This is a genomic window from Pseudomonas sp. ABFPK (assembly GCF_001586765.1).
Lineage (GTDB): Bacteria > Pseudomonadota > Gammaproteobacteria > Pseudomonadales > Pseudomonadaceae > Aquipseudomonas > Aquipseudomonas asiatica.
Genome location: NZ_LQXW01000002.1, coordinates 25,982 through 40,313 on the forward strand (window position 1 = coordinate 25,982; position 14,332 = coordinate 40,313).

The following is a 14,332-nucleotide window of genomic DNA, read 5'->3' on the forward strand; positions in this document are numbered from 1 at the left end:
TGTACTGGCCCTATCGCCGGCACAGGCAACCATTAACTTGTGATCCAGCGCCAGCCTGAGTAACGTGGCCTGCTTTCACGGCAAAGATCCCCGGAGCCCGCCCCATGCGCCTCACCCCCACCCTGCTGCTCACCGCCCTGCTGCCCCTGTTCGCCGGCTGCCAGCTCATGGCTGACGCCCCCAGCGACCCGAACATCGGCACTACGCGCATGCAGGGCGAGCTGCGTGCCGGCGGTGGTCAACTGCTGTTCAAGCCGTGCAGCGAAAACCGCACTTTCGTGATCAACGACGTCGCCGCAACCGGCATCCTGCAGGAAGCCGCCAACCTCGCCAAGGACGCCAACGACAAACTGTTCGCCGACGTCCGTGGCCGCCTCACCGGCAGCAGACAGGCCAACAACGACGGCCAGCTTGAAGTTCGCCGCCTGTACCGCCTGGAACCTTCCACCCGCGCCTGTGAAGACCCCAACTTCAAGCAGCTGACCCTGCGCGCCAGCGGCCATGAGCCGGAATGGGACATCAAGGCCAGCGGCAAAGGCATGGTGCTCAACCGCGTCGGCCAGCCCCCCCTGCCCCTGCCCTATCTGGAAGAAGAAGTGCCCGGCGGCGGCCTGACCCTGACCAGCGAAGCCAACGGCCAGCACGTGGAGCTGTGGGCCGCGCCACAACGCTGTGTAGACACCGCCACCGGTGCCATCCACCACTTGCGTGCCGAACTGCGCATCGACGGCAAGACCCTGCTGGGCTGCGGTTACTATGGCGGTGCACGCGACAACTGATCGCCGGGCGCTTTTATCCTGCCAGTCGGGGCGGCGAACAGCTTATACTTGGCGGTTTGTGTAAAGCCGCCGGCCGCCCATGGCCGGGATACTGGACCCTGCCATGCTACGAATCACCGAACTGAAGCTGCCCCTGGACCATCCCGACGAAGCCCTGCGTGAAGCGATCGTCCAGCGCCTGGGCATCCGCGACGAGCAACTGCTCAGCTTCAACCTGTTCAAGCGCAGCTACGATGCGCGCAAGAAGAACAGCGAACTGCTGTTCATCTACACCATCGACCTGGAAGCCAGCAACGAAGCCGAGCTGCTCAGCAAGTTCGCCGACGATCGCAATTTCGGCCCGGCGCCAGACGTAACCTACAAGTTCGTCGGCAAGGCCCCTGCCGATCTGCAGGAGCGCCCGATCGTGGTCGGCTTCGGCCCGTGCGGCATCTTCGCCGGCCTGTTGCTGGCACAGATGGGCTTCAAGCCGATCATCCTCGAGCGCGGCAAGGAAGTACGTCAGCGCACCAAGGACACCTGGGGCCTGTGGCGCAAGAGCGTGCTCAACCCCGAGTCCAACGTGCAGTTCGGCGAAGGCGGCGCCGGTACCTTCTCCGACGGCAAGCTGTACAGCCAGATCAAGGACCCGCAGCACCACGGCCGCAAGGTGCTGGAAGAGTTCGTCAAGGCCGGTGCGCCGGACGAGATCCTGTACATCAACAAACCGCACATCGGCACCTTCCGCCTCACCGGCATGGTCGAGCAGATGCGTCAGGACATGATTGCCCTCGGCGCCGAAGTGCGCTTCCAGCAGAAGGTCACCGACCTGCTGATCGAGGATGGGCAACTGACCGGCGTGGTGCTGGAGAGCGGCGAACAGCTGCACTCGCGCCATGTGGTGCTGGCGCTTGGCCACAGTGCTCGCGACACCTTCCGCATGCTGCACGCCAAAGGCGTGTACATGGAAGCCAAGCCGTTCTCGGTGGGCTTCCGTATCGAGCACCCGCAAACGCTGATCGACAAGGCTCGCCTGGGCAAGTACGCCGGTCACCCGAAACTCGGTGCCGCCGACTACAAACTGGTGTACCACGCCAAGAATGGCCGCTCGGTGTACAGCTTCTGCATGTGCCCGGGCGGCACCGTGGTCGCAGCAACCAGCGAGCCAGGTCGGGTGGTTACCAACGGCATGAGCCAGTACTCGCGTAACGAGCGCAACGCCAACTCCGGCATCGTCGTCGGCATCGACCCCGAGCGCGATTACCCGGGCGGCCCGCTGGCCGGCATCGAGCTGCAGGAACGCCTGGAAGCCCACGCCTACGTGATGGGCGGCAGCAACTACCAGGCCCCGGCACAGCTGGTGGGTGACTTCGTCGCCGGCCGGCCGTCGACTGCACTGGGCAGTGTCGAGCCGTCCTACAAACCGGGCGTGACCTTGGGCGACCTGGCGCCGAGCCTGCCGGACTTCGCCATCGAAGCCATTCGCGAGGCGCTGCCAGCGTTCGACCGGCAGATCAAGGGTTACAACCTGCATGATGCAGTGCTGACCGGGATCGAGACCCGCACCTCCTCGCCGCTGCGCATTACTCGCGGTGAGGACTTCCAGAGCCTGAACCTCAAGGGGCTGTTCCCGGCGGGTGAAGGGGCCGGGTATGCGGGCGGGATCCTGTCGGCGGGTGTCGATGGGATTCGCATCGCCGAGGCGGTGGCGCGGGATATGCTCGGCCTCTGAGCCTTTTACATGCCAGGGCCTCTTCGCGGGTAAACCCGCTCCCACAGGTACTGCACAGTATTGAAGACTGTGAAGTACCTGTGGGAGCGGGTTTACCCGCGAAAGGGCCACTGCAGACATCAGAAAAATCCACAACAAACATCAGACTTCCCCTCCCCACTCCTTCCCCATCTGCGTCTAGGCTTTCCCGCAGCCCAGTCGGCAATACCATATAACAAAAACGAATATGGTTTTTTGTTTGAAAGCATATTGCCAAAGGCTAGGGTGTACGCCCGTTCCATTGTCAACTGCTCATGGAGAGCCTATAACCCGTGCGTAGACTGTTCACCCGCTTCTTCCAGCTCGAAGCCGCCAGTGGCCTGTTGCTGATCGCTGCGGCCATCCTGGCCCTGGTCATCAATAACTCGCCGCTGTCCTACCTGTACAGCGGCCTGCTCGACGTTCCCGTCGCCGTTCAGGTCGGTGCGCTGCACATCGCCAAACCGCTGTTGCTTTGGATCAACGACGGCCTGATGGCCCTGTTCTTCCTGCTGATCGGCCTGGAGGTCAAGCGCGAGGTGGTCGACGGCCACCTGTCCAAGCCCTCCCAAGTGATCCTGCCAGCCACCGCCGCCGTGGGCGGCATGGTGATACCGGCACTGATCTACTGGTTCATCAACCGTGACAACCCTGCCGCCATAGCCGGCTGGGCTATCCCCACAGCCACCGACATCGCCTTCGCCCTCGGCGTACTGGCCCTGCTGGGCAAGCGCGTGCCGCTGTCGCTGAAACTGTTCCTGATGACCCTGGCGATCATCGACGACCTGGGTGCGATCATCGTCATTGCCCTGTTCTACTCGGGCACCCTGTCGAGCATGTCGCTGCTGCTGGCTGCCGCCTGCCTGGTATTGCTGGTGTCGATAAATCGGCTTGGCGTGGTCAAGCTTGGGCCGTACATGGTCGTTGGCCTGATCCTGTGGGTCTGCGTGCTCAAGAGCGGCGTGCATGCCACCCTGGCCGGCGTCGCCCTGGCCCTGTGCATCCCGCTGCGCACGCGCCATGCCGAACGCTCACCACTGCTCGCCCTGGAACACGCCCTGCATCCTTGGGTTGCCTACGCCATCCTGCCGCTGTTCGCTTTCGCCAACGCCGGTGTATCGCTGGCAGGCATGACCGTAGAAAGCTTCACCCACCCGGTGCCACTGGGCATCGCCGTGGGGCTGCTGCTGGGCAAGACCGTGGGTGTCTTCGGCCTGACCTGGGTCGCGGTCAAGCTGCGCCTGGCCGCGCTGCCTGCAGGCGCCAGTTGGGGGCAATTGCTGGGTGTGGCAATACTTTGCGGTATCGGCTTCACCATGAGCCTGTTCGTCGGCTCGCTCGCCTTTGTGCCTGGCAGCAGTGATTACGCCGGGATGGACCGCATGGGTATTCTCACCGGCTCGTTCTTCGCCGCCGTGATCGGCTATGCGGTAACCGCCATGGCCAGCCGCAAGTCCAACGTCGGCTGACCTGGCCGCAGCATGAAAAAACCCCGACTGGCGAGCGCCATGTCGGGGTTTTGTCTTGTTGGGCTACGGTCAGTGCGTGACGCGGCTGGTGCCATCGACGGTCATGATGCGCACGCGGTCGCCAACGCGGAAGATCTCGTTCTGCTGCACGGCCTGCACATAGGCACGCATGCTGCCATCGTCCTCACGCACGGTGATTTCGACACCCTGGGTACGGGTCAGGCCCTCTTCGGCGGCGGAACCGGCCAGGCCACCGGCAACGGCACCGATCACGGCGGCGACGATGCTGCCACGGCCACCACCCACGGCGCTCCCGGCCACGCCACCCACGATGGCGCCAGCACCGCCACCGATCGGGGTCTTGGTGCCTTCGATCTTGACCGGACGCAGGGACTCGATAGTGCCCATGCGCACGGTTTGCACGCGGCGGGCCTCATCACGGGAGTAGCTGTCACCGGTCAGGCTCGAGGCACAGCCACCCAGCAACAGCGACATGGTGGTAAAGGTCGCCACCAGCAAAGCGGATTTACGCATGGGTAAGGTCTCCATAAGTCAGGTGCTCATTAGACGCTGCACGTTGACGGCTGTCACGGTACAAACGTAATAAAATTGTTTTCATTCAGCCAAGGGACAGCCTGCACGGCTGTGTCGAGGCCTTTCAAGTGAGACCAAGGATAGCCATGGATTACTTCATCGTCGTGGTCACCACCGTTGCGGGGCTGTATTTCCACTGGTGGCTGTATGTGCGCATGCGCCGCTGGATGGACCGTGACCTGGCGTTGTCGCTGGCAGGGTCGGACCCTGAAAAACGCGCGTATATGCTGCAAAGGCTGGAGCAGGCGCGGGTGGAGAAGGTGGGGCGCAAGCAGTTGGCGGGGTGGCTGGAGCGGGAAGCTGCGGGGTATCCGGAGTAGCCTGATGGAGCGCCGGGGCCGCAAAGCGGCCCCGACAAACTCAGGGCGCCAACCGCTCCCGCAGCCATTGCCCGTCCACCAGCCGGTAGTTCAGTCGGTCATGCAGGCGGCTGGCCCGCCCCTGCCAGAACTCGATGCGCTCAGGTAGCAAACGATACCCACCCCAATGCTCCGGACAATGCGGCTGGGTGTCGGAAAAGCGCGCCTCAGTGGCCTTGACCAGCCCCTCCAGCTCCTCACGACCGGCAATCACCTGGCTCTGTGGCGAAGCCCAAGCACCCAGGCGGCTACCCAGCGGGCGCACCTGGTAGTAGGCGTCAGACTCCTCGGGGGTGACCTTTTCCACCCGCCCTTCGATGCGCACCTGGCGCTCCAGCGCTGGCCAGAAGAAGGTCATGGCGGCGAAAGGGTTGATCAGCAGTTGCTGGCCCTTGGCACTATCGTAGTTGGTGAAGAAAGTGAAGCCACGCTCATCGAGCCCCTTCAGCAACAAGATACGGCAGTGCGGGCGGCCTTCACCGTCGACAGTGGCCAAGGTCATGGCGTTGGCTTCCACCGGCACCTGCTCGGTTTTCACCGCTTCGGCGAACCACTGGTGGAACAGGGCGAACGGCTCTCCCGGGGCCTGGGATTCGGCCAGGCCATCACGGGTGTAGTCGCGGCGCATATCGGCCAGGGATTGGGTCATTGCTGCGTTCCTTGACGATCAGTTGGTCTTCGCAGGGCTGTTGGCAGCTACTTTCTTTTCAGTGGTAGCTTTCTTGGCAACCGGCTTGGCCGGCGCAGCTTTTTTCTTGGCCGTGGTCTTGGCTGGCGCCTTGGCCTTGGCTTTGGTCACAGGCTTCTTCGCCGCAGCCTTGGTGGCCGGCTTGCTGTCGGCAGGCTTGGCAGCAGGTGCTTTGACATCTTGCACCGCCACCATCGGGGCGCGGGCCGGGGCGGCTTGCTGGTACTTGGCCAGCAGGGCGACCATGGTGTTCTGCGGGGTCAACAGCATTTCCACACGGCGGTTCAGGGCACGGCCCTCGGCGCTGTCGTTGGCGGCGCGCGGCATTTCCGAGCCCATGCCCTTGAGGTTCAGGCGATCACGCTGCAGGCCGCTGAGGCGGAAGATGGCCGACACCGAAGCGGCGCGCTCCAGGCTGAGCTTCTGGTTGGCGGCAGCGACACCGCTACTGTCGGCATGGCCGAGTACCAGCACGGCGGTCTTGGCATCGCCTTCGACAGTCTTGGCCACACGGGTGATCGGGCCCAGGGTCATCGGCAGCAGCATGTTCGGGCGATCGGGGTTGTACGAACTGTCCACCGGGATGGTTACGGCCAGCACGTTGTCACGACGCTCCAGCTCCAGCTTGCTGCCCTTGATCGCCTCACGCAGCTTTGGCTCGTACTCGTCCAGCCAGGCCTGGGTTGCCTTCTGGTCGACCTTCGGCACCACCGGCCCCTTGGCCTGCTTCTCTTCACCGCCGAACGGCCACCACCAACGGCTGGCGTTGTCGGACTTGGCGTCGGCCTTGGCCACATTTTCCGTGACGGCTTGCTTCACTTCCTGCTCGGCAACCTTGTCCGAACCGAAGGGCCACCAGCTCGAGGCGCTGTCCTTCGAGCCGTCCTGGGGGTGACTGGCGCAGCCGGTAACGGCGGTCAGGCACAGGGCGAGTGCTAAGGTTTTGTGTGAAGACATCAGCGATACACCATGAAATAGAAAGAAATTTTGCTTACGCCCTTCAGGCGTTGGCATTGAGGATAGTCAAAGGGCTGGGGCAATACCCGCATTACCCGATCAAAGGCAACTGACAAGGACGCGTACCAGTTTCTGGGCTCGCGGGTCCATGAGCACATAAGGGCCAAGGGTATTGACCACGAAACCGAAGGCCACATCGTGTTCCGGGTCAGCGAAACCAACCGAGCCGCCGGCGCCTGGGTGGCCGAAGGCGCGGGCCCCGAGGCCGAACGTGGCATTGGCCACGTCGGGCTGGTCGAGCATGCAGCCCAAGCCAAAACGGGTCTGGGTGAGCAGAGTACGATCCTGGCCGAGGCTGTGCTCACGGGTGAGTTCGTCGAGCAGCTCTGATTCGAGCAGGCTACCGTCCAGCAGCCCGGCATAGAAGCCCGCCAGGCTGCGCGCATTGCCATGGCCGTTGGCGGCTGGCTGCTGCATGCGCCGCCACTCCGGCTTGTTGGTACTGGTCAGGATCGCCGGCGGGTTGGTGAAGGCGCGGGTCGACAGGGCCTCGGGCTCGCGCATGGTCACCTGCAGCAGGCGCTGAGCTGCAGCGTCCCCGGCGTTGCCCTTGCCACGGGCGATATGCGCTACGCGATGAAACTCATCGTCCGCCAGGCCGATATGAAAATCCAGCCCCAACGGCCGAGCGGTACGGGCCACGATCGAGTCGCCGGGGCCACGGCCGTCGGCACGGCGGATCAGCTCGCCGATCAGCCAGCCGTAGGTAATGGCGGCATAGCCATGCTCGGTGCCGGGTGTCCACCAGGGCGTTTCGGCAGCCAGCGCATCGACCATGGCCTGCCAGTCATACAGTGCCTCGGCCGGCAGCAGCTCACGGATGGCCGGCAAGCCGGCGCGGTGGCTGAGCAGCTGGCGCAGGGTAATCGCCTGTTTGCCTGCCTGGGCGAACTCGGGCCAGTAGTTGGCCACAGGCGCATCAAGGGCCAGCTTGCCCTCGCCGACCAGTTGCAGGGCGGTGACAGCGGTGAAGGTCTTGGTGCAGGAGAACAGGTTGGCAATGGTATCGCTGTGCCAGGCCTGCTGGCCGTCCTTGTCGGCACTGCCGGCCCACAGGTCGACCACGGTTTCGCCACCAACCTGGATGCACAGCGCCGCGCCACGCTCCTGGGGATCTTCGAACAGCGCGGCAAAGGCTTCGCGCACTGCTTCGAACTTCAGCTCATAGTGACCCTGGATCTGCACCCGCTGTTCTCCGTACGACCAATTCCGAAAATGGTGTGCATTGTTTCAGTAGTTTGGCGTTTTGCAAACTGGCTTGGGCTGGGTGGTCACTGTGGGAGCGGCCTTGTGTCGCGATGGGCTGCGCAGCAGCCCCGGCAATTTATGCAGCGCCGCTGAATTCAGGGGACTGCTTCGCAGTCCTTTCGCGACGCAAGGCCGCTCCCACAAAAAGACCGCGTCGTCCTGGGCTAGGGCGCCGGTTTTTCCAGTTGGACGCGCAGCTGGCTCATTGCCTGGAAGTTGCTCTTGCGCACGGCATCGACAAACCCCGGGTATGGCATATCGGTGATCGCCACCAACCCTAGGTGACCGTTCTCGCCATCGAGCAGGCGGCCGCTGGCCGGCTGGTCGAGGTACTGGAACCAGTGCGCGCCAACGATCATCGGCTGCGCAAGGGCCGCCTTGAGGAAGTTGCCGTAGGCCGGGCCACGCTCTTCTTCCCGCGCCACTTCCAGCGGCCCCGGCCAGAACGGCCCGCGATCGCGCGAGCCGAACTGGAACTCGGACACCAACACCGGCTTGTCCAGCTCGGCCAGGCGGGTGAAGTCGTAGCCGTCCTGCGGCTTGAGGGTATAAAAGTTGAAGCTGAGCACATCGCAGAACTCGGCGCAGGCCTTGACCGCCTCCGGCGTGCTGACGGCATAGCGGCCACCCAGCAGCAGGTGATTGGGCGCATGCCACTTCAACGAGTCGGCAATGGTCCTGAAGTAGGTTTCGGCGAACACCTGCTGGAAGTGCTGGTAGTCACGCTCGATTTCCGGGTGCTCCGGGTTCGGCAACGGTGCCTCGAAGCCCGGGTCCTCCATCAGTTCCCAGGCGCTCAGCTCGATGCCCCAGGCCTTGGACAACCCTTCCTGGTTGCGGTACTTGTCACGCAACTGCTTGAGGAAGGCGCGCTTGGCCGGTACATCGGTAGTCAGACGCAAGGTTCCGTAGGCCAGGCCGTAACGCGCCTTCGGGTCGCTACCGGGGGCGGCCCAGGACAGTTCGTTGTCGGCGAAATAGCCGATCAGCCAGGGGTCGTCACGGTGATCGCGGGCGGCAATGGCCACGGCGCGCTCTGTGGCCATAGCAAAACGCGGGTCGAACGGGTCGGGCATGCGGCCCCACCAGTCCATGCCGGTGCTGATGCTGGCGTAATCCCCCACGATCGATAGCGGCAAGGTGTACGGCATGCGCCTGGCCTGGCCCAGGGCCGGCTCGCTCCAGTTGCCGACCGTGTTGAAACCCCAGGCCTGCAGGCGGTCGAGCGCATGCGCCTGCCAGCGGGCGGTATCCAGCGCCAATGGTGGGCAGCTTGCCGGCTGCCCCTCTACCGCGGGCGGGCAGGGTTTGCCATAGGTGCGCTGCAGGTTGGCGGCATAGAAATCGAACCAGCGCCCCTGTTTGAAGTTGCGCCCTTGCGACGAGGGGTTGCCATCGTCGTTGTTGCCATCACCATAGAATGCGGCCAGTGCATCCTCCTCACCCGGCAACCCCTTGAACATCCCCTCACGCCCGGCGACATAGGTACGCCCGCCATCCGCGGCGACGGCATTCACCCCCAGGGAATAGAACGGATGCCCCTCGGGCGTTACCAGGTACCAGCGGCCGTCACGCTTTTCGGTGCGGAAGAAGCCTTTGGCCTCGAACGCCGGCCCGGCCAGCAGGCCGCCGTACGCGTCCAACTGCTGCTTGCCACGCTCTGCCAGCCAGCCTTTGAGCTGTTGCTGCTCGCGTACATCGGCCGCCTTGAGCTGCTCGTCATTGGTAACCTTTTCTGGCCAATGGCCGCGGGTGGACTGGCCATAGGCATCGATCAGCTCCTGGTAGGCCGCCTTGTATGCCTGGTCGTCATCCTGGATGCCCACCCGCTCGATCAGCAGGTTCTGCGCCACCTTGGGGTTGGGGATACTCAGGCTGACCGACGTCACCTGCTTGAGGTCGACCGCACCGGCGCTGCTGGTCAGCAGCAGGCGCTGGCCGCCATGGTTCCAGGGCATGGGCGGGCCGGCGCGCATGCCTTGGCTCAACGGCGAACTGGCCGTCAGCGGTACCATCACGGTTTGTGCAGGACCGGCCGGAAGGTCGATGCGGCTGGTCAACGTGCGCCCATCACTGCCCTGCACCACCACGTCCACGGTCAGCGCCCAATCCATCGCGCTTTGCAGGCGCAAGGTCAGGAACTGACCGCCGGACCAGTCCCACACACCGCTTTGCGGGCTCAGGCGCAGGGTCGGCCGCAGGGCCGGGTTGAACACCACGCGCCGCAACACTTCGCCTTCGGCCGTCTGCTCCGCGTTGTACTGCGGCATGCCGGCATCCTCGGTCGCCACATTGACCACCGAGGCCGGGCGCACGAAGCTGAAAAGCGTCTGCTGCCCAGCCAGCAACGGCGAGCTGAACAACAGGGCAAAAACGGCGGGCAGGGTACGGCGGACCATAAGGCTGGGGCTCTCCTTCAGGGCCCTCATGGCCCACGACTGAGTAATGGACAACGCGCCGGAGCAAGTGTGCTCCGGCGGTCAGGAAATCTCCCGCCGGAACGGCGGCAGCGCATTGAGAATAGCCTTGCCGTAGCGCTGGGTGACCAGGCGCCGGTCAAGCAAGGTGATAACACCGCGATCCTGTTCGGTTCGCAGCAGGCGGCCACAGGCCTGAATCAGCCGCAGCGAGGCGTCGGGCACGGCAATTTCCATGAACGGGTTGCCACCGCGAGCCTCGATCCACTCGGCCAACGCCGCTTCGACCGGATCATCAGGCACGGCAAAGGGAATCTTGGCGATCACCACGTGCTCGCAGTAAGCACCCGGCAGGTCGACACCCTCGGCAAAGCTGGCCAGGCCGAATAGCACGCTGTGCTGGCCGTCGTCGACCCGTGCCTTGTGCTTGTTCAGGGTTTCCTGCTTGGACAGGTTGCCCTGGATCAGCACTAGCTTGCGCCAGTCACGGTCCAGGCCATCGAACACGTCCTGCATCTGCTTGCGCGAGGAGAACAGCACCAGCGCGCCACGGGCATCTTCGACGATGTTCGGCAGTTCGCGGATGATCGCTGCGGTATGCGCCGCCGCATCGCGCGGGTCGGCCTTTAGGTCGGGGACCCGCAGCAGGCCGGCATCGCCATGCACGAACGGGCTGGGCACCACGCAAGTGACCGCGTCACGGGGCAACCCCGAGCGCATGCGGAAGCGGTCGAACTTGCCCAGCGCAGTCAGCGTCGCCGAGGTCACCAGTGCGCCATGTGCCACGCTCCACAGGCTGCGGCGAAGCATTTCGGCGGCCAGGATGGGGCTGGCATTGACTTCGATGTCGAACAGCGCACCGCTCTCGGCCAGGGTCAGCCAACGGGCCATGGGTGGGCTGTCTTCCGGATCTTCGGCGGTAAAGGCCGTCCACAGTTCCCAGTTGCCCTGGGCACGGGTGACCAGGCTACCGAACAGCGGGTACCACTCCTCGGCCTGATGGCTGGCGATGCCGATGTTGACCTCACCGTCCATGCCCTCCTTGAGCAGGTCGGCCAGGCGGGTGAACAGGTCGTTGAGGCGAGCAAAGCCCTTTTTCAGCTCGATGCCCACTTCGCGAATCTGCTCCGGCACCACGCCGCCTTCGAAGCGGTAGCGCGGGCGCTCACGGCCTTCGTTGTCCTCGCTGGGGCGGAAGTCGGCAACCTGCTCGCACAGGGTGAACATGAACTGCTGCTGGGTGCGCACTTCCCGCGCTAGCTCCGGCACCTGTTCGATGTACTTGCCCAGATCACCGGGCAGCGGGTGCTGGGCCAGCAGCTTGGTCAGGTTCTTGGCGGTCTGCTCCAGCCAGTCGGCAGTGGAACGCAGGCGCGAATAGTGGGCGAAATGGCCGATAGCCTTATCCGGCAGGTGGTGGCCTTCGTCGAACACGTACATGGTGTCGCGCGGGTCGGGCAATACCGCGCCGCCGCCCAGGGCCAGGTCGGCCAGCACCATGTCGTGGTTGGTGACGATCACGTCGACCTTGCCCATGCCTTCGCGGGCCTTGTAGAACACGCACTGCTGGAAGTTCGGGCAATGACGGCCGGTACACTGGCTGTGGTCGGTGGTCAGGCGCGCCCAATCCTGGTCTTCCAGGGCTTCGGGCCAGCTGTCGCGGTCACCGTCCCAGCGATTGCCGGCAAGCTTCTCGATCATGCTGTTGAACAGCTTCTGGCTGCGCTCGTCGACTTCGATGTGAAAGCCTTCTTCCTCGAACAGCTGGGCGGTGGCCGACTGGGCGTGGCCCTCCTGCAGCAGGATGTCGAGCTTGGACAGGCACAGGTAGCGGCCACGGCCCTTGGCCAGGGCGAAGCTGAAGTTCAGCCCGCTGCTGCGCATCAGGTCGGGCAGGTCCTTGAAGACGATCTGCTCCTGCAGCGCCACGGTGGCGGTGGCGATCACCAAACGCTTGCCGGCGGCCTTGGCGGCCGGAATGGCAGCCAGGCTGTAGGCCACCGTCTTGCCGGTACCGGTGCCCGCCTCCACTGCCACCACGGCAGGCTCGCCGGCACGGCGGCCTTCTTCGTCGCAGGCGATGTCGCCGAGCACCTTGGCCACTTCGGCGATCATCAGGCGCTGGCCATAGCGCGGCTTGAGGCTCTTGGCTTCGAGAAAACGCGTATAGGCGCCCTGGATGGTGGCTTTGAGTTCGTTGCTGATCATGGTCTGCAGGCGCCCGGAGGGCTGGATATATTTTCAGTGTTTCGCATGGGGCGGCTATCATACCCCGCTATTGCCCTTTATGCCGCATGGAGATCCGGATGCTTGCCTTTGCCCTGCCCTACACACTGCATGTCCTGGCCGCCCTGGTGTGGGTCGGCGGCATGTTCTTCGCCTGGCTGGTGCTGCGCCCGGCAACGGTTGCAGCCCTTGAAGGGCCTGCCCGGCTGCGCTTGTGGGTGGAAGTTTTCCGACGCTTCTTCGGTTGGGTCTGGCTGGCCGTGGCGATTTTGGCGATAAGTGGTATCGGCATGTTGCACATGCGCTTCAGCGGCTTCGAGACTGCACCGAAATATGTGCAGGTAATGATCGGTGGGGGCATCGCCATGTTTGCCCTGTTCATGCGCATCCAGGCGCTGCTGCTGCCGGAGTTGAGGGCGGCTGTGCAGGCCGAGGACTGGCCGGCAGGTGCGGCAGTGCTGGGACGGATTCGGCGGATGGTGGGGATCAACCTGCTGCTCGGTCTGGCGGTGGTAGTCGTGGCCAGTTCGCGGCTGATGCTCTGACAGGATCTGCTCGGCCCCTGTAGGAGCGGCCTTGTGTCGCGATGGGCTGCGCAGCAGCCCCGGCAATTTGTGCGAAGGTGCTGAAATCTTGGGGCTGCTGCGCAGCCCATCGCGACACAAGGCCGCTCCTACAGGGGGGCGCGGCAAGGCTTCAGAGGCGCTGCAGAATCAGCTCACCTGCAGCGCCGGCCAACCCAGGTTGGCCCGGCTGCCCCGGCCGGCCGTTGGCGCCGGCGTCTGTGCGGTAAACCAGGCAACCCTTGCTAGCGCCGCCCTTGCCGGCCTTGCCAGCAGCCCCGGCCTTGCCCGGTGCGCCGCCGTCCAGGCGCACCACGATGCGTTCCTGCGGGAAGCCCTGCGGCACGCTCAGGCGGATGCGCCCACCCGGCGCGCCATCGTGCCCGTTGCCGCCGTCATCGCCGTTGGCACCGCGGCTGGCCTGGCCCCAGGTGCAGCCACCGGCCTGGCCGTTGGCGCCATCCAGCCCCACGTACCCCGGCGCACCGGCACCGCCACGGGCATCGATGGCCAGGCGCTCGGCATCCACTTCAGCCAGTTTCAGGTCCAGGCTGCGGCCTGACCGGGCTCCCCGCTGGTAAGTACCCGCCGCTCCCGGCGCACTGAATTCGCTACCCTCACCCAGCCGCGCACTGCGCGCCTCGATCAGCAACGGGCTATCGGAAGGTGCAATGGCGATACGCGCATCGCGCCCCAGCTCCAGCTGGTCAACCTTCAATTCCGCGAGCGTGGCAGGCAGCAGCAGGGTTGCGGCATCGGCGACACGCAACTGTGCCAGGTGCACGCTGGCAGACTTGTCGGGCAGGCGCAGCATGGAATTGGCAGCGACCTCCAGGCTTTCGGCCTGGGCCAGGGGAGCGGCCAACATGGCCAATAACATCAGATTACGCATTTCGCGGCGCCTCCTGCACACGGGGGATGGACATGACATGGAAGATACCCGTCAACAGGATCTGCAAACGATCGAACCAGCGGTGGCTGCGGCCGCGCAAGCTGCCATTGAAGAACAGCACTTCAAGCAGGTGCAGGCCCAGCAAGGTGATGCCGGCGGCGTTGATCAGCAGGTTGAAGGGCAAGGGTTGTGGCATGAACTGATTGAACAGCACCACCCCCCAGAAAGCGACAGTCAGGACCTTGCCCAAGCCCAGGATGAACTTCATATCCCGCCCCCATGGATTGTTGTTATGTCGAGACGGCCCGTTCGAGCGGGCCGTGCGACCAACATTAACTGCAATGCCCGGAC

General features: G+C 64.4%; 13 protein-coding genes. 5 read left to right on the top strand and 8 right to left on the bottom strand.

Annotated elements, in window-relative coordinates:
- Nucleotides 1-104 precede the first annotated feature (104 nt).
- From WM94_RS02225 to nhaA, 3 genes are all read left to right on the top strand, one after another.
- Entirely contained in the window at nt 105-779 is a 675-nt protein-coding gene (locus WM94_RS02225) for a COG3650 family protein (RefSeq protein ID WP_061550333.1), read from the top strand.
- 103 nt (nt 780-882) lie between these two features.
- Nucleotides 883-2,490, top strand: a complete 1,608-nt coding sequence (locus WM94_RS02230; protein ID WP_061550334.1) for an NAD(P)/FAD-dependent oxidoreductase — start codon at nt 883-885, stop codon at nt 2,488-2,490.
- 311 nt (nt 2,491-2,801) lie between these two features.
- The gene (gene nhaA, locus WM94_RS02235; protein ID WP_061550335.1) at nt 2,802-3,977 is read left to right on the top strand and encodes a Na+/H+ antiporter NhaA; all 1,176 of its coding nucleotides are present in this window, start codon (nt 2,802-2,804) and stop codon (nt 3,975-3,977) included.
- A gap of 69 nt (nt 3,978-4,046) precedes the next feature.
- Here nhaA and WM94_RS02240 read toward each other — a convergent pair whose 3' ends face one another.
- Nucleotides 4,047-4,511 carry a glycine zipper 2TM domain-containing protein gene (locus WM94_RS02240; protein ID WP_013973925.1) on the bottom strand — a complete coding sequence of 155 codons (465 nt, stop codon included), beginning with the start codon at nt 4,509-4,511 and terminating at the stop codon, nt 4,047-4,049.
- A 146-nt stretch (nt 4,512-4,657) separates the two neighbouring features.
- On the opposite strand from WM94_RS02240, the gene WM94_RS02245 reads away from it, so the two are divergent.
- On the top strand, nt 4,658-4,891 hold the full coding sequence (locus tag WM94_RS02245; RefSeq protein ID WP_061550336.1) for a hypothetical protein: 234 nt from the start codon (nt 4,658-4,660) through the stop codon (nt 4,889-4,891).
- 40 nt (nt 4,892-4,931) lie between these two features.
- Here WM94_RS02245 and pdxH read toward each other — a convergent pair whose 3' ends face one another.
- The 5 genes from pdxH to dinG all read right to left on the bottom strand — a co-directional run bounded on the left by pdxH (nt 4,932) and on the right by dinG (nt 12,508).
- Nucleotides 4,932-5,579, bottom strand: coding sequence for a pyridoxamine 5'-phosphate oxidase (pdxH, locus tag WM94_RS02250; protein ID WP_061550337.1), 648 nt, complete (start codon nt 5,577-5,579; stop codon nt 4,932-4,934).
- An 18-nt stretch (nt 5,580-5,597) separates the two neighbouring features.
- Nucleotides 5,598-6,575: an OmpA family protein gene (locus tag WM94_RS02255; protein WP_031324384.1), complete on the bottom strand. Its 978-nt coding sequence runs from the start codon at nt 6,573-6,575 to the stop codon at nt 5,598-5,600.
- Nucleotides 6,576-6,674: 99 nt separating this feature from the next.
- The gene (locus WM94_RS02260; RefSeq protein WP_061550338.1) at nt 6,675-7,820 is read right to left on the bottom strand and encodes a serine hydrolase domain-containing protein; all 1,146 of its coding nucleotides are present in this window, start codon (nt 7,818-7,820) and stop codon (nt 6,675-6,677) included.
- A 227-nt stretch (nt 7,821-8,047) separates the two neighbouring features.
- Nucleotides 8,048-10,282, bottom strand: coding sequence for a beta-galactosidase (locus WM94_RS02265; protein ID WP_061550339.1), 2,235 nt, complete (start codon nt 10,280-10,282; stop codon nt 8,048-8,050).
- Nucleotides 10,283-10,363: 81 nt separating this feature from the next.
- Nucleotides 10,364-12,508, bottom strand: a complete 2,145-nt coding sequence (gene dinG / locus WM94_RS02270; RefSeq protein WP_013973931.1) for an ATP-dependent DNA helicase DinG — start codon at nt 12,506-12,508, stop codon at nt 10,364-10,366.
- A 98-nt stretch (nt 12,509-12,606) separates the two neighbouring features.
- Between dinG and WM94_RS02275 the strand changes: the two genes are divergently transcribed.
- A complete protein-coding gene (locus WM94_RS02275; protein ID WP_061550340.1) occupies nt 12,607-13,071 on the top strand; it encodes a CopD family protein in 465 nt (154 codons plus the stop codon).
- Between the two features lie 151 nt (nt 13,072-13,222).
- On the opposite strand, the gene WM94_RS02280 is transcribed toward WM94_RS02275, so the two are convergent.
- Nucleotides 13,223-13,981, bottom strand: a complete 759-nt coding sequence (locus WM94_RS02280; protein ID WP_024087646.1) for a hypothetical protein — start codon at nt 13,979-13,981, stop codon at nt 13,223-13,225.
- Nucleotides 13,974-14,249, bottom strand: coding sequence for a DUF1145 domain-containing protein (locus WM94_RS02285; RefSeq protein ID WP_013973933.1), 276 nt, complete (start codon nt 14,247-14,249; stop codon nt 13,974-13,976). The genes WM94_RS02280 and WM94_RS02285 overlap by 8 nt, the downstream gene beginning before the upstream one ends.
- Nucleotides 14,250-14,332: the final 83 nt, after the last annotated feature.